Here is a 20,218-nt window from a genome sequence, read left to right as displayed (position 1 = left end):
GCGACGCTCATTCTTGAACGCACGTCCGCCGCGGACGATCTGCGTTCATTTGTCAGGCTGATGCAGCTTGTAGCGCCCTCAACGTAGTTCAGGCCGGATGCGCTATTAGCGCAATATTGCGCTACATGGCCTGCCGCAACACCCGCGTATCGCAAGCTTCGTTCGATCTACGACACGCCGCCGCCCTGCCAGGCAAGCGGTCCGAAAGCGCTTGAACCTCCCCTGGCGTCAGGTTGTACAGGTCCGGCTATGAACAGGCCTTCATTCTATAAGCGTCGGTGGCGGCGCATTGGTGAACTTGCAGATGCCACCGGCGTCACGGTGCGGGCATTGCGTCACTATGAGCAGACAGGACTGCTCACTGCTTCTCAGCGTACGTGCGGCGGCCATCGCATGTACGACGCCGACAGTTTGACACGCGTTTACCACATAGTCGCACTTCGCCGGCTCGGCCTTTCGCTTCAGGAAATCCGGAGCGCTCTTGAAGGACGCTCGTCTCTTTCGCGTTTGTTGAGCGAGCAGCTGGAACGTGCAGAGCGCGAAGTGATGCGCGCAACCGCCGTCCGCGATCTGCTGCGCCGCCTCGCTCAGAATGTCGACGCAGATGTCCGGCTAGACGAGCTACCCAACCATCTGAACCGACCTCCGGGTAAAGTCGACATGTGAGTACCTCTGCTCGAACGGCGCGCTCGGCGGCAATCAGAGTGGGGCCGTCGCCTGTCTGGACGCCGCTGCGCGACACCGTTTCCGACGACCAACAAGGGCATGCGGGTCATTTGCTGCGGCCAACCCGTGTCACGTGGAGGCCAGTAATTGAAGGCTTAGCGCGACATGCTCCGCCGCGTCTGAACGGCCCCAATTGGGGGACGCGCTACTCAGGAGCCAGGCTTGGTTCCTCCTGTGACGAACCGAGGCGAGCGGCTTCCTCAAGCAAGACCTGGCGCATCCACTTGCTTGCAGGCTCATTGTTGTGCAGTGCAGGCCATTGCAGCGTCTCCGTAAAGCCAGGCAACGGCAGGGGAAGCTTTGCAACGCGCAAGGGTAGCGATTTTGCGAAATGCCGCACCAACGTTGCCGGCATGGTCGCTACCCGGTTCGTCCCGACGAGCATGTGGGGCATCATGCTGAAGCCCTGAACCACGACCTCCACGCGCCGCTTAACTCGATGCTCCTGCATGAACCATTCGTCGATTGACGGGACGCGAGAACGGCCGAACCGGACAGCAACGTGCCCCATGGACATGTAGCTTGAGAACGTCAGCGGTCGCGCCAATCGCTTGTTGGAACGGCAGCCCACGCAAACCAGCGTCTCATCAAATAGCGTGGCCTTCGGATGCTCATCCGTCGTGTACACGTCGGGAAGAATGATAAAGTCGACCGCACCCCGCTGAAGGGGGTGGTCGAATGGATCGGCCAGTGGCATCAGCTCGAATTTGATGCCGGGCGCCTCTCGCGCGACGCGCTCAATCACCTTGCGAATAAGCACGATAGCCGCGAAATCGGACATGCAAAGGCGAAAACGGCGATTTGATTCGTCCGGCCTAAAGGGCTCGCGAGACGTGATGGAAAGCTGAATGTGCAGTAACGCTTCGCGAGTAGGTGAGGCGAGAGCCTCTGCGCGTGGGGTCAGGACAAGTTCACGGCCGCTCATCGTGAACAACTCGTCCTTGAAATACGCACGCAGGCGGGCGACCGCCGCACTCATTGCGGGCTGGCTCAAGTTGATGCTGCGTGCTGCTGCCGTCAAGTTACGCTCTGCTATCAGGGCATCAAGAGCGACGAGCAGATTTAGATCTAGGCCACGAAACCGCATTGTTCATTCATCCGCAGTGTAGATGTAACTCATCTAAACAATCGATTTTACCCGCGCGCGCCACGATGGAATAAAAGTGACGTGTCCGACGCAACACGTTAGATTTTGGAGACCACGATCGTGGCGCTGCGCATTGAACATAGTGAACCGCGAATCATAGCGACACCGCCCCAGGCATTTCTTGAAGCTCACATATGGTCTCAGCCCTGCAGACCCCTTGGTCTCGCGACCCAGTTATCAAGCGGCAATGGGCTCTTTACAACGATCAATCGGACAGCGCGCCCCATCCAATCGACACCACCATGCGTGCCCCTTGCAAACAGCAACAGGCGCTATCCCAGTTCGAGCGCGCCATGTCTTACATTAGTAGCCCGTACCAGTTCACACATTCAAACCACCTCGATCACCCCATCAAACATCTTTAAGGCGAGTAATACATCAGAGGTGCTTTGTCTCGCAACTCGCAGGACGCCGATATGTCCGCGAAAGGACGCCGATATACCATCGTATATTGTACAACCTGACCGCACCCACCTTCTTTCTAGCAGGATTCCTGTAGGGCTCCCGCGGCCTGCTACGCATTGCGCCGCATTCCCAAGTCGTTCTTCGCCGAACCGCAGGAGAGCGCCTGCAGCAGCCCCGTGCGCTCGATTCCGTGCGCACCCTGCTGTAGCGCCTCACCTCATGCATACACGGCAATGAAGCCAAACGTAGGAGATGGGTCGATGCGCCCCCCAATACAGTGGCGGACGTGCTGGGAGAATGAGTTGGAGCTATCGGATCATATCCAGCTCTCGGCATTCTTACGAGCGGCTTACGGACCGACCGGAACGTTCAATGCACGTCCCTTTGAGGGCTATCGGAGCTGGGCGGGTGCGAGGCCCGAGCTCCGATGTGTCGGCTACGACAGCAGGGGCGTTGCGGCTCATCTTGGCGCGCTGCGACGGTTCATCAAGGTCGGCGATGCCGACGTGTTGGTGGCCGAACTCGGATTGTACGCGGTACGCCCCGACCTAGAGGGTCTGGGAGTGCCACACTCTGTACGCGCAATGTATCCTACACTACACCTGATGGGCGTTCCTTTCGGATTTGGCACAGTCCGTCATGCGCTCAAAACGCACATCACGAGGTTGCTCGATCGCCCAGGGCTGGCCTCGATCATTCCGGGTATACGCGTCCGTTCTACGCTGGCGGAGGTCTATCCTGCTTTGCCGCCCACGCGAACAGACGACGCTCTTCTCGTCGTTTTGCCTGTCGGAAAGCCGTTGAGCGAATGGCCGCCCGGAACGACAATTGAGCGAAACGGGCCCGAACTGTGACAGGCCTCTCTATGCACTTAACAAGCGTTGGCGATGGCAGGCAGTATGCTGACTCACCAAGCGTCCACTTGACGTTCGACGACGGGCCGCACTCTTTTTATACCCCGCACATCTTAGACATCCTCTCCCAACATAACGTGCCGGCGACGTTCTGCGTCATCGGCAGATATGCAGCAGAACATCCGCACATTACGCGCAGGATAGTTTCCGACGGACACGAACTCGCAAACCACACCATGAACCATCCCGATCTCTCGAAATGCGAGCCAACGAAAGTCGCGTCGGAGATTGCACACGCGAACTGTGCCATTAAGTCGGCTTGCCCGGAGGCTCGGCTCCGACATGTGCGTGCGCCATATGGGCTCTGGACCGAACATGTGCTCTCCTGCGCCGCGAGCGCTGGGCTCGGCGCACTTCACTGGTCTGTAGACCCTCGCGACTGGTCTCGGCCTGGTGCGGATGCGATCGTCAGCGCGGTACTGAGCTCCATCCAACCTGGAGCCATTGTTCTTTTGCACGATGGCTGCCCTCCCGATGAACGCAATTGGGGTCATGATCAAAGGCTGCGCGATCAGACAGTATGCGCCGTCAGCCAGCTAATTCCCGCATTGCACAGTCGCGGCTTTGCAATTCGTCCCATTCCTCACTTTCACTGAGACCAGAATGAGCCTGCTTGTGACCGCCAGCACTGCCGCGATTGGATCATACACAATCCTTTCAGCGTTTTATAAGAGCGCTCAAATGATCTATGCAATAAAGAGCCGGGCCTCATCGCCGCCACTCACGGACGTCGATCACGAAACGATGCCCAGTGTCGACGTTATCGTTCCTTGCTACAATGAAACGCCAGACACCCTGTCGGCGTGCTTAGGCTCGATTGCCGCCCAGGATTTTACTGGACGACTGCGCGTCTATGTCGTTGACGATGGCTCTCAAAACCTCGCTGCTGTCAAAGCTGTCCACGACGCTTACGCGCAAGATACACGATTTCGCTTTATCATTCTGCGAAAGAACGTAGGCAAGAGGAAGGCGCAGATTTGTGCCATCCGGCAGTCATCTGGAGACCTGGTTCTCAACGTCGACTCTGATACGACGCTCGCAGTCGATGTCGTCACAAAACTAGCAGCTAGCATGCACGAGCCGGAAGTTGGTGCCGCTATGGGCCATCTGGTCGCGACCAATCGGGATCGCACTTGGCTCACGCGGCTCATCGACATGGAGTACTGGCTTGCTTGTAACGAAGAACGCGCTGCACAAGCCAGCTTCGGTGCTGTTATGTGCTGCTGCGGACCCTGCGCCATGTATCGCCGTTCGGCTCTTACATCGCTGCTCGACAAGTATGAAACGCAATATTTCCGCGGGAAGCCCAGTGATTTCGGCGAGGATCGTCACCTCACAATACTTATGCTGCAGGCAGGGTTTCGAACTGAATACGTTCCAGATGCGATAGCCGCAACCGTCGTTCCCGACAGGCTCGGACCTTATTTGCGTCAACAACTACGCTGGGCACGCAGTACGTTCCGCGACACGCTGCTAGCACTGCGGCTGCTGCCTCATCTTAATGGCTATCTCACATTAGATGTTATCGGACAGAACCTTGGCCCTCTTCTTTTGGCTCTGTCCATAATGACCGGGCTCGCTCAGCTTGCGACCACGCACACCATACCATGGTTGACGATCGTTGCTATTTCATCGCTAACGCTGATGCGGTGCACCACAGCGGCGATTCGTGCTCGTGAGGTGCGATTTCTTGGCTTCGCGTTGCACACGCCAATCAATCTGTTCCTAGTGCTTCCCTTGAAAGCCTATGCATTGTGTACATTGGATAACAGTAACTGGCTCTCCCGTACGACGCCTCCGGCATCACTCTGCGGGGCTCCGGAAACGATCCACGAACGTGACGCCTGTCACCATGATGCCGCTCGGCGACAGCCGGCAGCGCTGGCGGTCACCGGGGAGGGGACCACCCGTTAAGGCGCTCCAACGCTCGGCCTGTGATCTAGGACCGCGCTCAAACGCGGCGAAAACAAGCGCACTAAAGTAAGGAAGGGTGAATGACATTCGATAAGGTACTGCGCTTGCTCGAGCGGGAGATGGAGGCGGACGACCCGTGGCGGCTCAACGCGAACCCATTCGAGCAAGAGCGCCACGCGCACTTGCTCCGTCTGTGCCTCGCGGAAGGCGCGGTCGGTAACGCGCTTGAGGTGGGTTGCGCAGCGGGCGTCTTCACGGCAAAGCTGGCGCCCCACTGCCAGCAACTCGTAGCAATCGACGTTCTGCCGCGTGCGATCACTCGAGCAAGGGAGCAAGCTCAATGGCCTCATATCGCCTGGCACATCTCTGACGTGCGGGACCTCAACGCAACTAATCCATTCGACCTGATCGTGGTGGCGGAAGTGCTTTATTATCTTGAAGATACCGGCCAGATGGGTGACGCCATCGAGAAGCTCACGCGAATGCTGGCGCCCAGCGGACGGCTCGTTTTCGGATCAGCGCGTGACGCCTCTTGTCAGCGTTGGGGGCATCCTGCGGGTGCCGAAACAATGCTTGATGTTTTGAATGAACATCTGGTCGAGACTGAGCGCGTACAATGCCGTGGCGCGAGCATCGACGAAGATTGTTTGATTGCGTCTTTTCGCACTAAGTCGAACTTGCCAGACTAGTGCATTCGCTGCGGCGAACACGGAGTGACTATGCGAATCTGTGGAATCAAGCTGACACATGACGGAGCGGTTGCCGTTGTGGAAGATGGGCGCTTGCTCTTCTGCATAGAGCAAGAAAAGAGAGCCAATAATCCACGCTATCAAGCCATCACCGACCTCTGCGCAGTCACTCTCGCGCTGGCCGAACACGGCTTAAGGCCCACGGATGTTGACCGATTTGTCATCGACGGCTGGGACGGGCTGACGCACTCGCAATTTGATGTCCTAAGTGAAGGGGTGCCGCTCACCATTAAGGGAGCGCCATATATCGAGTCCCACGAAAACACGCTCCTCACGCCCTATGCCGGGTCGGGCCTCGTCCTCGATCGGGTGCCTTTACGTTATCATAGCTATGCTCACGTAGCCGGCCACGTGGCCGGCGCTTACTGTACCAGTGCTTTCGCCAAAGCCCGAGCCCCTGCATTGTGCTTAGTGTGGGACGGCTGCATCTTTCCGCGCCTGTATCATGTAGATCCGACCGGAGCCCGCTTCCTCGACACTCTTTTCCCTTTCATCGGCCATGCCTATGCTATCGCTGGGCAGCACTTCGGGCCCTATCGTCAAGCCAGCAGGGCAGGCTGGGATCTTGGTGTCGCAGGTAAGCTTATGGCGTATATCGGGCTAGGCGCTCTCGATGAGGGCATTCTGGCAGTCTTTCAAGAGATGTATGAAGCGTGTCTAGCCGGTCCTTCCGAGCGTGCTCGCGCTTACCGTGCCAGCATAAACGATCCTGAAGCCTTACTTGCCGCCACTGACTGGTTTTTCGAGGCATGCGGTCGTCGGCTCACCGGTACGCCTTCCGAAGATGTACTCGCATCTTTTCACGTTTTTCTGGAGCGGCTGCTGGAGCAAGAAATAGGACTTGCTCTGCTACGGCACTCAGGTCTTCCGGGCTTACGGCACCTGTGCATCGCTGGAGGGTGTGGACTTAATATAAAGTGGAATAGTGCTCTGCGCGCGACGGGATTGTTTGATTCAGTTTGGGTACCCCCGTTTCCAAATGATAGCGGCTCAGCAATTGGCGCGGCTTGCGCCGCCATGGCCGAGCCAAACGCTTTGACTCCTTTGGAGTGGTCAGTTCACAGCGGACCGGCCTTGACCGGAAGCAACCCATCAGGCCAATGGGAGGCTTTGCCCTGTACCATCGTAGAGCTTGCGGCTCTCATCGCTACAGGCAAGCCCGTAGTGTTCCTCACCGGCCTCGCGGAGCTCGGACCCAGAGCACTCGGCGGCCGCAGTATTATTGCGGCTGCAACCTCCAAGGAGATGAAAGACCTTCTGAACGATATCAAGCTACGGGAACGATTTCGTCCCGTCGCTCCTATTTGCCTCGAGGACCGGGCTGCTGAAATTTTCGATCCCGGCAGCCCAGATCCTTACATGCTCTTCGACCATCAAACCCGTCGCGAATGGCGGACAAAAGTTCCCGCTATCGTGCACCTGGATGGTTCTGCCCGATTGCAAACAATCTCCCGAACGTCTCCGCAAAAGATCGCTGCTCTTCTGGTCGAGTATGAGAAACTTACAGGAATTCCGCTGCTCTGCAACACGAGCGCCAACCATCCTGGCCGGGGGTTTTTTCCTGATGTTGCTAGCGCTTGTGACTGGGGTCGCGTCGACCATGTTTGGTGCGACGGCTTTCTCTGGCAACGATCCGTCGAAGCTGGTCTGACATTATCCAATTCCGCTCTGGTCACTGACTAAGACAGCCTATGTCCAATCCAGCGATTCAACTGACTGACGTCCAAAAGACTTATCATGATCGAGGCGTCGTACGGGGTCTGACCTTTAGCGTCGCTAAGGGAGAGTGTTTCGGGCTACTCGGTCCAAATGGGGCGGGTAAAAGCACGATCGTTCGGATGATCCTCGGCCTCATATCGCCCGATGCCGGCCGGATCACTGTTTTGGGTGAGCAGGTGCCGGCACGCGCCCGTTTGGCGCGCGCGGGCATCGGCGTCGTCCCACAAGTTGATAATCTCGAGGATGCGTTCACTGTGCGCGAAAATCTCCTCATATTTGGACGGTACTTTGGACTGAATACGCGCGAAAGTGAGGAGGCTGTGCCTTCGCTGCTCGAATTTGCGCGACTTGAGGGTAGAGCAGAGTCACGGGTCGCGGATCTGTCCGGCGGCATGAAGCGACGTCTCGTGCTGGCCCGTGCCCTGATCAACGATCCACAACTGCTCATCATGGATGAACCCACGACCAGCCTCGATCCCCACGCCCGCCACTTGATTTGGGAACGCCTGCGTCTTCTGCTCGCTCGAGGAAAGACTATCCTGCTGACGACCCACTTCATGGAAGAGGCTGAACGACTTTGCGATCGCCTCTGCGTGCTAGAGAATGGACGTAAGATCGCCGAGGGTGCGCCCAATGCTCTGATCGACTCTCAGATTGGCTGTGATGTCCTCGAGGTCTACGGCGGAAACCCACTCGAGCTCCGTGCGATAATAGAGCCTCACGCTTCGCGCATCGAGGTGAGGGGAGAGACGCTGTTTTGCTACGCGCCGGATCAGGCGGCGGTGCGGCTTCGGCTTCGTGGATGCACCGGTCTGCGCCTTCTGGAGCGGCCGCCTAACCTGGAAGACGTCTTCCTGCGGTTGACGGGACACAGGATAGACGCATGAAGACGATATCCAAAGCAGCCTTGCCATCGGACGCACTCAGTTGGATCAGCGTGTGGCGCCGCAACTATCTGGCATGGAGGAAGGCCGCCGCTGCTTCGCTGCTTGGCAACTTGGCCGACCCGTTGACCAACCTCTTGGGTCTCGGCTTTGGGCTCGGCCTGATTGTCGGCAATGTAGACGGTCACTCATATGTCGATTTCTTGGTCGGCGGAATGGTGGCAACCAGCGCTATGACCGCGGCAAGCTTCGAAACTCTGTACGGAACGTTCGCTCGCATGCGCAGCCAACGAACCTGGGACGCAATGATGTGCACTCCGCTCACGCTGGGTGATATCCTCCTCGGTGAATTGGTTTGGGCAGCAAGCAAGGCCACTTTGGCGGGCACCGGAATCGCGCTTGTTGCTACGGGGCTTGGCTATGGCACCTTATTATCCACGTTCTATTGTTTCCCCGCTCTCGCCCTCACCGGCCTTGCGTTCGCGAGCGCGGCGCTCGTCGTTGTCGCGATTGCCCCAAGCTACGACTATTTTGTGTTCTACCAGACTCTCATCTCGACCCCTATGGTGTTCCTATCCGGGGCAGTCTTTCCCGTTGCGCACCTTCCGCCCGCTCTCCAGTTGGCTGCAGCCGCGTTACCTTTGGAACATTCGATTGCGCTAATACGGCCTGCAATGCTCGGGCTACCACTCGATAGCATCGGCGCGCATGTTGGTGTCCTTTTCGCTTACGCAGTACTGCTCTTCTTACTGTCGGCAAAGCTATTTCGGCGACGCTTATCACACTGACGATGCCCAGCCGCTTAATGAACGCACACCCTGTTTCTCGGCCTGCGCTTGCCGGCCTATTCGCGTTCAACGTCGCGGACGTTTCATTACCCGGCCGCCCTAAAGATCATGATTACTACCACACTTGCTGGAGGATAGAATGCTGTGTCTTGGATTGAGCGGCGGATTGGATAAGGTCCATGAATATCGACCTGCACTCTCGCACACATTCTTGCATGATGGCGCAGCTGTCATGGTGCGTGACGGGCGTGTGTTAGCCGCGGTTGAAGAAGAACGCCTAAACCGAATTAAGCATTCCAACAAATTTCCCGCCCAGGCCATCCGCTACTGCCTGGCTGCTGCGGGAGCGCAATTAAAGGACATCGATCGCATCGCATTCTATGCAACCGAGTCCTATTGCAACGCGATGCTTCGGCTTTTGTTTGGTTCGGAGACGCAGAGTGGCATCCCTCTCGACGCCAGAACCCTTCTACAGCTTATGCTATCGCAGGAGTTTGATACAGAGATCGAGCCATCGCGCTTGTCATTCGTCAGTCACCATCATGCGCATGCAACAAGTGCTTTTGCTGTGTCCGGCTATGACGAAGGTCTAGTCTTGGCAATCGACGGCGGCGGTGATTTCCTCTCCGGGATGGTGGCCATTGGATCGGGAAGTCGTCTTACTCAACTACATACCTTCCCAGAGGACGGTTCCCTCGGATTGTTTTACTTAGAGGCAATCAAGTGCCTCGGTTATGGCTTGTTCGACGAGTACAAGGTTATGGGCCTTGCTCCGTACGGGGACTCCTCGCGTTTCCGAGAACTATTTCAGCAATTCTACGAATTAAAGGAGAACGGTGGCTACAAGATACATTTGAACGACATCGCTCCGGCGTTAGAGCACGACATACACGTTCGCGGCAAGGGAATGCCGTTCACCCAAGAGCATAAAGATGTTAGTGCAGCCTTGCAGGAGGCCTTGGAACGTATTGTTTTTCATGTTCTCAGGCATTACCGTGAGGTGACCGGCATGAAGCGGCTATGCTTGGCTGGTGGTGTCGCCCACAACTGCACCATGACCGGTAAGTTGCTCTATACAGGACTATTTGATGATATCTTCGTGCAGCCCGCGGCGCACGATGCTGGATGCGCACTCGGCGCTGCTCTCATGGTTTCCGAAGAACAAGGACGTCCCGCACCCCGTGAGCGGCTTCAGCATGTCTATTGGGGCCCGGCACTTGGGGATGACCATGCTGTAGAGCGAGAGGTTGCTGCATGGCGCGGGCATATCGACGTGCAAAGAAGCGCGAACGTGGCGAGCGTGGTAGCTGAATGGATAGCCAACGGTTCGGTTGTTGGCTGGGTCCAAGGCCGCTCCGAATTTGGACCGCGCGCCCTCGGTAACCGCAGCATTGTTGCTGACCCCAGACCAGCAAAGAATAAGGACCGCATAAACGCCATCGTTAAAAAACGCGAGGGCTACCGGCCGTTTGCACCTTCCGTATTGGAGGAACATGCCGCTGAGTTTTTCGATCTTCCTAAGACCGCGGGAGCTTTTCCGTTCATGAACTTTGTCGTTCAAGTTCGTGATTGCAAGCGAAGTGTGCTTGGTGCGGTTACGCACGTCGATGGTACAGCACGGCTGCAGACGGTGTCACGTAGATCGAACCCGCGGTACTGGGAGCTGATTAATCAATTCCACAAGCGGACGGGCGTCCCTGTCCTCCTCAATACATCTTTCAACAACAATGTCGAACCGATCGTGCAGTCGGTTACCGACGCAATGGTCACGTTCCTTACGACAGATCTTGACGCCCTCGTGATCGGATCGCTTCTCATCACGAAGCGCGTCGCCACGCCGGAGGACTGGGCTGCGCTCCGCGTTTCCTTACCGGCCTACACTTCACTTCGCCGTACCCCGGATCACGTCACCGCAGAGTGTCGGGAGATCGTCTGCGAGACTTATACCACCTTCTCCGATGGCGGCGCTGTGCGCATCTCGCCCGATCTATTCGAGTTGCTGCATGGAATCAAAGGGGACGCCGCCCTCGGCGAGCTTCTCGCTCACGTAAAGGGCGAGCGGCGCGACGCAATCATCCTTGAACTTCGGCAGTTGTGGGAAAAGCGCCGCATCTGCTTGCGTCCCGCCGCCAACAATCTGGGAGATCTGCGCGATCAGGCGCATGCGACTTGATAGGTATCTCTTTGTCTAGCTAGCGAACGGCAATCCATAACCGACCTCTTGGTCGCGAAGCGGACAAGCTCTCGCAACCTAACATACGGCTCGCGACGGCCTGGCGGACGATAACACTGCCGGTACTTTCCTGCCGTCCAGGGTGAGCAACTTATTCAACTGCCGGAGCAATGGATTCAAGATGACTCATCAACAGCGCTTCGTCATTTCCAGGCGTCGCACCGGTTTCGGCGATTGCTTATGGTCGCTCGCGTCAGCCTGGCAATACTCCAAGCGAACAGGGCGCACTTTGGTCATTGACTGGCGCGGATCTTGCTATCTCTCTGACCCCTTTACAAACGCCTTCAGCGTGTTCTTTGAGCCGCTCGACAACATCTCGGGCGTACCCGTTATCTGCGACGATAAGATCAATCAACTCTGCTTTCCTGGGCCGTTTTTTCCACATTGGTGGAACAGGCCTGCAATTGACGGCGTTTACCGGTCGGATGACCAAATTTTCCACGAGCGTGATGAGCTGCGCAGGTTGTTGGTAACGTCAAGGGATATCCAGGCGAATACTATCGTTTGTGACGCTTGCTTAATGTGGGGCTGTGATCAGGAGGCCGAGCGCAACATATTCCAAAGCATCACACCACGCCAGGAGATCAGGCGTCGCATCGACGATGTTTACCATCGAGCGTTTGAGGGGCACGATGTAATCGGGATACACGTTCGGCACGGGAACGGTGAAGATACTATGGGTCATAGGCCTTATTGGACCGACCCACGAGTCGCTATGGAGCAGGTATGCGCTGCAGTTGAACGGGCAAAAGCATTGCATCATACACGACCGACAAGGCTCTTTTTGTGCACTGACAGTCCCAGCGTCGCTGATCACCTTTCGGCTGTCTATTCTGAGCTCTTCAGCATTCCCAAACGCTTCCGAGCGAACGATGCTGGCCCGCTGCACACTGCAGATCTTGGAGTCGAGGGCGGATTCGCTGCTCTCGTGGAAATGTACCTCCTGGCCTACTGCCATACCGTTATCCGATTTCCGTCGACAAGTGCTTTCTCGCGCTACGCAAGCCTAGTCGTCCCCCAAGTAATCGAATTTAGCTTGGACGATCCAAGCCACTTGATCTTAGCCGAAAGGTCATCCGCCGAGCACGCGCCAGATGCGCGCTCTCTCGCCGGTCCTCACGAGCGGCGGCCAGCGAAGCCGGCCTTTTGATGCTTGCCACAGGACGTCAAGCCCCACCAGCGCCAAGAAAGGCTTAAATGAGCCTAGCACTTACTTCAGCAGTCACCAGGTACAACGCCTCGGTGCCATATCTGGACATCGGTTCGAAGCCATCCAATGGACTCCGCGCGAAGCGAGGGTGCGACACTGCTGTCGTAATGTCTCACCGACCTATGCCGTTCTCCGACGGAGCCGGCTCGGTTCGTATCCCAAGCACCTTGTTTGGTGAAGGCGAGTGCTGCGGATGAAGGTGCGGCGGGAGTAGATTTCTCAAATGAGTTACCGATGCCCATACCTGGAGATAAGGTGGTCACACATTGTGCTGGACCTCTCTATGCACACGAGGGAAGGGCGCCGAGCTCACCTCGCGCGGGTTGATGCCGGATGCAGGCCTCCCAGGATCGTTAATTCAGGCCCCAACGTACTTGGTATTCCTTGCTGCTTTCACCACACAGCGCCTTGCCAACTTCTCCACGGCTGAGAGATGGTGGAGCCAGGGCGCGCCGCCACACTTCCCCGGAATATGAGCACTAGCGCCATAGTAGGTTGACCACGCCGGACGATATGTCAGAGGGACAGGCTTCGGCCGTTGCTGGAAGTCGGTAGGCCCCTGAGGCATTTGGGAGCATTTGTGAATATGGCTGAGCGCGTCGCTCTCATCACCGGCGTAACCGGGCAAGACGGGGCTTATCTCGCCGACTATCTACTGTCGCTCGGCTATGTTGTGCACGGCATCAAGCGCCGCTCGTCCTCGTTCAACACAGCGCGCGTCGATCACCTTTACCAGGATCCGCATGTCGGCAAGGTCCCGTTCCTGATGCATTACGGCGACATGACGGATTCGACCAATCTGATCCGCCTGATACAGCAAATCCGGCCGACTGAGATCTACAATCTCGCCGCCCAAAGCCATGTTGCCGTCAGCTTCGAGAGCCCGGAATATACCGCTAATGCGGACGCAATCGGGGTGCTGCGCCTCCTGGAAGCAGTCCGCATTCTTGGAATGGAGAGGCACACGCGGTTCTATCAGGCTTCGACCTCGGAGCTTTATGGCCTGGTGCAGGAGATTCCGCAGAAGGAGACGACCGCATTCTATCCACGCTCGCCTTATGGCGTCGCAAAGCTGTATGGCTACTGGATTACGGTAAACTACCGCGAAGCCTATGGCATGTTCGCCTCCAACGGTATTCTGTTCAACCATGAGAGCCCGATCCGTGGCGAGACCTTCGTGACCCGCAAGATCACGCGTGCCGTCGCGCGCATCGAGGTCGGCCTGGAAGATGCGCTCTATCTTGGCAATCTCGAAGCCAAGCGGGATTGGGGCCATGCCCGCGACTATGTGGCGGGCATGCATTTGATCCTGCAGGCCGATAAGCCAGACGACTTCGTGCTTGCCACCGGAGAGATGCATTCCGTGCGGGAGATGGTCGAGCTGGCCTTCGCGCAGGTCGGCCGCCGCATCGAATGGCGGGGCGTGGGCGTCGAGGAAACCGGCCTCGACGCTAGAAGCGGCAAGACCGTGGTCCGCATCGATCCGACCTATTTTCGCCCCACCGAGGTTGATCTTTTGGTCGGCGATGCCAGCAAGGCGCGCACCAAGCTCGGGTGGAAGCCAAAGCGGAGCTTTGTCCAACTGGTTCAGGAAATGATGGCGAGTGATCTGGCCGAAGCAAAACGGGACGCCGACAATGGCAGCCACTTCCTTTGAGCTGAAGGTCACACGCGTCTACGTCGCCGGTCATCGCGGCATGGTCGGCAGCGTGCTGGCGCGCCGGCTCGCGCAGGAGGAGGTTGAACTTGTGACTGTCGACCGGCACGGTCGACCTCTGCAACCAGGCCGCCGTATTCGACTGGTTCGCAAAGAAGACGCCGCAAGTCGTTTTTCCTTGCCGCGGCCAAAGTCAGCGGTATCCTCGCCAACAATACGCGGCGCGCTGAGTTCATCTACGATAATATTGCCATCGCGCCGAACGTGACCCATGGCGCGCATCTGAATAGCGCCGAGAAGCTGATGTTTCTTGGCTCCTCCTGCATCTATCCGAAGCTGGCGCCACAGCCGCTTCGCGAGGACTCACAGGCCAGCTGGAGCCGACCAATGAGCCCTACGCCATGCAAAGATCGCCGGGATCAAGATGGCCGAGGCCTATCGCAGCCAGTATGGCAGCGACTTCGTCAGTGTAATGCCGACTACTCTGTACGGCCTTGGCAACAATTGTCATCCAGAATACAGCCACGTCGTAGCCGCGCTGATCCGGCGCTTTCACGAAGCGACGCTTGCCGGCGCGAAAAACGTTGTGGTCAGGGACACCGGCTTGCCACGCGCAAATTCCTTTATGTCGACGACATGGCGAATGCCTGCCTCCGTTTGATGAAGCGCTATTCTGAGTCCGAGCTCGTCAATATCGGGAGCGGCGAGGACATCATCATCGCCGAGTTCTCCCGCCTCGTCGCCGAGGTCATCGGTTATCGAGGCGAGATCAGCTTCGACACCTCGCGTCCCGGCGGCATGCCACGCAAGCTGCTCGATCTCCGCCGCCTTGACAAGCTCGGCTAGCGGGCGACGACGTCGCTTCGCGACGGCTTGATGCGCGCCTATGAATCCTATCAGGCGTTCACTCGGCTCCCGCCGCAAACCTAGATACGATTACCACAAGCAGGAGTTAGCCGCAGGGAGCAGGAACGACATGCCACACGAGGCTGCCACGCGGTCGTGGCGATGATGCTCACGATCATCTAGGCGCTCATTCTATCGCGTGATGCCTGGGTCTCGGTGTCGTTCGACTCGTCCTGCTGTCCCATGACGCACCCCCTCAGGGTGGAACCGCGGACGAGCTCTATCCTGAGACGCCGCTCTGCGATTCGCTTCTTGGCAACGGTAGTAGCAATGAGAGGCGCTCCGTGGTTGCGGACCAACGCGCACCATCGCCTTACACTCCCTCGTTTGACCTTCTCGCCATTGCGACGTGCCGGTTCCAGACTCAACCGCCCTGACGGCCCTCGTCAGCGGACGTTTCGTAATCGGCCATGCTGACATACCGGGCGCCCTCCAGTGGAGACACGGGATCAGTCGCATCAAGCCGTTGAGCGAACACGCGGAGGACCGCGTCACCGGCCGCGCAAAGCGCCTTTGCCCGACCGCCTCACTCTGCCATTTTGCATGCAGCCTGTCAGTAAATCACTCTAGGTCGACGGCACCAATGCTTCGTCAATAGGCCTCCGACCGTGAAACCACCGCTTACGGGCGCGGTGTTGACGGCTCGAGGCGACCGAGTCAGCCGGCCATTGCGAATGCTTCGTCAGCGTCCTGCGAATCCGGCACAGCTTTAAGCGTCGGAGCGACGCGCTGCGGCCAAAGGAGGTCAAGGAGCACGACGACCTCGCAAACCAGTCTGGTGCCTGATTACGTGTCTCGAGCGAAACGTCCCGGCTCCTACAGCTGCCTCTACAGCTGTTACGGCCATTGTTCTCGCGTAAATCACAGTACCCGGACCTCGTCCGAACGCACTTTTGCCCGACTACGGCTGAGCTCGCATGCCGCGCCTCTCGCAGCCCTCCCAATGGGCAGCAGCGCGCTGAAAGCGATTTGCGGTGGCACCTTCATCGGTACACCAGTCCAGGACGAGCGGAGCGAGCTGCATGACCACGACTTTGAAAGAAGTCCGATTGTCACCAATCGGAAATGGCGGCCCTCGCAGCTTCGCCGAACCTGTTCACCTGAGCCTAGATGCTGCCCGCAGTAGGGACCGGCATGGACGACAGACGACCTGCTATCTCTGAAAGCACTCGAGGATCATTTGCATAAGATGCGCCAATATGGCGCACTCCTTGCGTTAAAGGACCTCACATATTCAAACTGGCGACGCTGCACCGGAGCAAATCTCTCGTCCAGGGCTGACTCTTTAATCATGGTTGGCCTTGTCGTCGCTGCACGAAACGTTGTTAGGTCCGCGACAGCGCAGGCGCCACGGCCGGCGTAACAACGATCGGCGGAAACCGGACAATATGACTAGCGACATTTTGTCTTCAACATCACAGTTCAAGTCACCGGGAGCGGAGGCCTCTCGCAGCGACGCTCAATGGGCACACCCGAAAGTGCCTGAGATCCTGCTGCGCATAGCGGAACAACTCGCCGCGCCCTTTCGGCTCGAGCTTCGGCTGGAGGCCGTCGTCGCGTTAATACAGTCTCAGCTTCAGATGCAACATTGTGTGGTCTGTCTGCATGCCGGTCACAACGCTCCGGCGATTGCCGTGGGCGCGGGCTGGACTGAAGGGAGCGATCAGCGTTTTCGACTCCGCCTGCCGCAAGGAGCTGTCGAGCGCGTGCTCAATACGGCCACACCCCTTATAATAACCCCTACGCAACCGAACAATTCCCAGACCACAAGCGATTCAGGTTCATCTGACGCCACGGCACATAGTCGATTGTCGTTCATCGCCGTTCCAATCGCTGTCGAGAGCACGACCGTCGGGGTGCTCTCGGCCGAGCTGTTCCGGGACGGGTCCCCATCGTTAGATCCCAATTCACACGTGACCCTTCTCCTCGCTATCGCGAACATGCTCGGCCACTTTCTGAGGTCATACCTCTCCACGGCCCACGATGACAGCGAGCCGCCTCTTGCGACCGATGGCAACCAGACAACGTTGCCGCAGGATGATCAAGCCGAAGCGGACCGCAACCTAACGCTACCTGGCGTAGTTGGTCGCAGCCCGGCCCTGCGCAAGCTCCTCCGCAAGATCAATGTGGTCGCTAAATCAAATGCAACGATACTCTTGCGAGGCGAGTCCGGTAGCGGAAAAGAGGTTGCTGCACAAGCGATCCACGACCTATCGCCCCGAGCCAACCGCCCATTCGTCAAACTAAACTGTGCGGCATTATCGGAGACTATTTTGGAATCTGAGCTGTTTGGACACGAGAAGGGCGCCTTTACCGGAGCCATCAATTCGCGCAAAGGGCGCTTCGAGCTGGCTGACAAAGGCACGCTGTTTCTCGACGAGATTGGTGAAATCTCACCTTCTTTTCAAGCGAAGCTGCTGCGAGTGCTACAACAGCAGGAATTTGAGAGAGTCGGCGGTACACACACGATAAGAGTTGACGTTCGACTCATAGCAGCGACTAACAAGGATCTAGAGGTCGCCGTTTCGCAGACACAATTTCGCGCGGATCTCTACTACCGTCTGAGCGTCATCCCTTTGCTTGTCCCACCATTGTGTGAGCGCCGCGACGATATTCCGTTGCTCGCTACTGAATTTCTTCGCACGTTCAACTCCGAAAACGAGCGCTCGTTGACTTTCGAACCAAGCGCGTTCGACGTATTGAAAAGTTGCGAATTTCCCGGCAATATTAGGGAGCTTCACAATTGCGTTCAGCGGACTGCCACCATGGCGGCCGGTCCAGCGATTAACAGTCGCGATTTCGCCTGCAAATCCGATGGTTGCTTCTCCGCTCGACTTTGGAAGAGTAAGCAGCCGCTATCGATGCCGTCACAACCGCTGCCGCATACGGGGCCATGCGATGCTTCATCCGAACCCGCTCACGGAACCACGCTCTCGCACCTGCAGGTTACGAGAGGTGAGCGAATAATTGATCGCGAGCACCTTATCGCGGCCATGGAAAGGGCGGGCTGGGTACAGGCGAAAGCAGCACGGCTACTCAAACTGACGTCGCGCCAAATAGGCTACGCACTCAAAAAACACGGAGTCGAGCTAAAGCACTTATAATCACCCTTGACTGCAACCGGGGGATCGTTTGAAAGCACAGGTTCACGCTTCAGCTTACCGGGCCACTAAGGCACGAGCAAATCACACGCAGACTCCGCCGGATGCTTCTCGTAAGATAGACCGCTTTCAAGGCAGAGGCGCAGTTCAACCGATCATCTACACCACGGTGCGCCAGCGACAGCTCACACCGTTGCTCATCTGATGCTTTCGTGTGGCGGCCCACCTTGACTAACCACTTAGCGACTCTGCTCATCTAGCACCCGACCACACTGGTTCAATGAATTCGCTCCGCCAGGCGCCTTTACTTCGACGATACATCAGGCCCCTTAGGCTGGATACTCGCTTGCAATCCGACGCCACGTACATCTCCTGGACACGCTGCTCACCGTGCGTCGAACGCCGGACGTAACCGACCGCGCTACTTAGTGTCAGCCAGCGCCAACACCGTACGACAATCTATATGATCGCCGGCTCACTTTGATACACCACTCGGCCGCTCGCGGGTTGACAGAACCAAGCGGCATTCCGCACTCACACCGGCCACGTTTGACTTCAGACACGAAGTGATTGCGTTCGCATCAGGTATGGCCGCGCTACAGAGCCGAAAGACGTCGGCGATACACGCCTGCTTTTCCTGTTCCGTGGGTAGAGGCCCGCCGGCTTTGGCGTACATGAATGACAACGAGTTTAGCGCGGCAACAATACTAACCGTTAGCATATAGTACTTGAATCTGTCGCTCCAGCAAGATGAGTTGAGCTGCCTTCGACGCATGATATCCTCTCAAGGTAGGTCGGCTTAGGTGGACACGGTGTGCTATAACGTTTGTAGGTCGCAAGTCGACGACTTCGAGTGCTACCGAGAGGGTATGGCTCGAACGGTTGCTTAGTGGGCCATCGTAACCTGATTGAATCCATCTGCACGGACGATGACCATCAATTCATTGATCCCGGTTTATCGACCGCACGGCCAATCCAAACCACGAGCAGCGCCCCTGTTTGTGGAGCCGCCCGATCTGGCTCACGATGCCCGGTACATCGCCCAAAGATAACACCATTGCGGCCTCGCGCGTCTCGTCTCGAACTGCTCATTTGCTTCACATCGTACAATCTCTCGCTGCGTCCGATTCAACCCCTCTCTTAACCAACTGAGCACATTTGTAAGCAGCCGTGCCCGCGCCCCACACTCGCCGCCCCGGTTCAACGAGCCGGCACCTCAGAGAGTTCTCAACGGCCACCATCATTGCCTCGGGAGCTGTATCTCGCAATCAACAGCCAGCACCGGCCACGTTGGCCTGACTATAGCGCCCGCTTTTCGCAATGCCCTTTCGCTCGGACCTACACTTAGATCGGCGCGGGTCGTGGACAGAGCGCACAGCTGATCCGTTGGATCTGCGCAGGATCTTCTTGATTCTCTCGTTACGTCACGTTGTACGCATCATTCGCCGAATTGCGAAAGGGACACTTCGATGCTTCAGCAGAAATTCACGTTCATCGGGAGCACGCGATCGCGTCAACTTCCATCGCCACTCTCCATTGATCGGCGTGCTTACAACTCAGGTGGGCACGAGCCACGTTCTGACAGTGTGCGCGAGGAGGCGCAGTACGTCTGGCAATTGTGCCTTTCCCCTCAAGAGCGGATAACGTACATTCGAAACAATCGCTCGTATTTTGCTTTTGACAGCTATCGAGAGATGATCGAGGTTGTCCGCGGCCGTCGCTTCAGCGGTTGCGCGCCGCAACTTGTGAATTGGCGCCGCCGATTCAGAGCGGGAGTATGGCGCTTCGCCGCACTGTACTGCCTTGCGACATGGATATTTATTTTTTTTGCTCTCCGCTTGCTTCTCTCCTGATGGCAATACTGC

At 57.4% G+C, this 20,218-nt stretch carries 13 protein-coding genes and 1 pseudogene; 13 read left to right on the top strand and 1 reads right to left on the bottom strand.

Annotated elements, in window-relative coordinates; all coding sequences use genetic code 11:
• Positions 1–249: 249 nt before the first annotated feature.
• Positions 250–666: a MerR family transcriptional regulator gene (locus AC0WRY_RS37925; protein ID WP_128929901.1), complete on the top strand. Its 417-nt coding sequence runs from the start codon at positions 250–252 to the stop codon at positions 664–666.
• Between the two features lie 205 nt (positions 667–871).
• Here AC0WRY_RS37925 and AC0WRY_RS37920 read toward each other — a convergent pair whose 3' ends face one another.
• Complete coding sequence (locus tag AC0WRY_RS37920) at positions 872–1,813, bottom strand: LysR family transcriptional regulator (protein WP_128929902.1); 942 nt, start codon at positions 1,811–1,813, stop codon at positions 872–874.
• 725 nt (positions 1,814–2,538) lie between these two features.
• On the opposite strand from AC0WRY_RS37920, the gene AC0WRY_RS37915 reads away from it, so the two are divergent.
• The 12 genes and pseudogenes from AC0WRY_RS37915 (at position 2,539) to nifA (ending at position 18,356) form a co-directional block, all read left to right on the top strand.
• Positions 2,539–3,132: a NodA family N-acyltransferase gene (locus AC0WRY_RS37915; RefSeq protein WP_128929903.1), complete on the top strand. Its 594-nt coding sequence runs from the start codon at positions 2,539–2,541 to the stop codon at positions 3,130–3,132.
• Positions 3,133–3,143: 11 nt separating this feature from the next.
• Positions 3,144–3,788, top strand: a complete 645-nt coding sequence (gene nodB / locus AC0WRY_RS37910; RefSeq protein WP_128930191.1) for a chitooligosaccharide deacetylase NodB — start codon at positions 3,144–3,146, stop codon at positions 3,786–3,788.
• Positions 3,789–3,795: 7 nt separating this feature from the next.
• Positions 3,796–5,106 carry a chitooligosaccharide synthase NodC gene (nodC, locus tag AC0WRY_RS37905; RefSeq protein ID WP_128929904.1) on the top strand — a complete coding sequence of 437 codons (1,311 nt, stop codon included), beginning with the start codon at positions 3,796–3,798 and terminating at the stop codon, positions 5,104–5,106.
• 80 nt (positions 5,107–5,186) lie between these two features.
• Positions 5,187–5,795 carry an SAM-dependent methyltransferase gene (locus tag AC0WRY_RS37900; protein ID WP_128929905.1) on the top strand — a complete coding sequence of 203 codons (609 nt, stop codon included), beginning with the start codon at positions 5,187–5,189 and terminating at the stop codon, positions 5,793–5,795.
• A 30-nt stretch (positions 5,796–5,825) separates the two neighbouring features.
• Complete coding sequence (gene nodU, locus AC0WRY_RS37895; RefSeq protein ID WP_128930192.1) at positions 5,826–7,538, top strand: nodulation protein NodU; 1,713 nt, start codon at positions 5,826–5,828, stop codon at positions 7,536–7,538.
• Between the two features lie 8 nt (positions 7,539–7,546).
• Complete coding sequence (nodI, locus tag AC0WRY_RS37890; protein WP_128929906.1) at positions 7,547–8,461, top strand: nodulation factor ABC transporter ATP-binding protein NodI; 915 nt, start codon at positions 7,547–7,549, stop codon at positions 8,459–8,461.
• Complete coding sequence (locus tag AC0WRY_RS37885; RefSeq protein WP_128929907.1) at positions 8,458–9,246, top strand: ABC transporter permease; 789 nt, start codon at positions 8,458–8,460, stop codon at positions 9,244–9,246. The genes nodI and AC0WRY_RS37885 overlap by 4 nt, the downstream gene beginning before the upstream one ends.
• Before the next feature lie 139 nt (positions 9,247–9,385).
• Positions 9,386–11,419 (top strand): carbamoyltransferase family protein, encoded by a 2,034-nt coding sequence (locus AC0WRY_RS37880; RefSeq protein WP_128929908.1) that lies wholly within the window; start codon positions 9,386–9,388, stop codon positions 11,417–11,419.
• Between the two features lie 181 nt (positions 11,420–11,600).
• Positions 11,601–12,629 carry a nodulation protein NodZ gene (locus AC0WRY_RS37875; RefSeq protein ID WP_128929909.1) on the top strand — a complete coding sequence of 343 codons (1,029 nt, stop codon included), beginning with the start codon at positions 11,601–11,603 and terminating at the stop codon, positions 12,627–12,629.
• A gap of 646 nt (positions 12,630–13,275) precedes the next feature.
• Positions 13,276–14,346 carry a GDP-mannose 4,6-dehydratase gene (gene gmd, locus AC0WRY_RS37870; protein ID WP_128929910.1) on the top strand — a complete coding sequence of 357 codons (1,071 nt, stop codon included), beginning with the start codon at positions 13,276–13,278 and terminating at the stop codon, positions 14,344–14,346.
• Positions 14,327–15,276: pseudogene (locus AC0WRY_RS37865) on the top strand (GDP-L-fucose synthase family protein). The gene gmd and the pseudogene AC0WRY_RS37865 overlap by 20 nt, the downstream one beginning before the upstream one ends.
• A gap of 1,364 nt (positions 15,277–16,640) precedes the next feature.
• Positions 16,641–18,356, top strand: a complete 1,716-nt coding sequence (gene nifA, locus AC0WRY_RS37860) for a nif-specific transcriptional activator NifA (RefSeq protein WP_128929911.1) — start codon at positions 16,641–16,643, stop codon at positions 18,354–18,356.
• Positions 18,357–20,218: the final 1,862 nt, after the last annotated feature.

The sequence above is a fragment of the Bradyrhizobium sp. T-12 genome (assembly GCF_058314695.1).
This window is presented reverse-complemented; position numbering and strand designations above follow the sequence as displayed.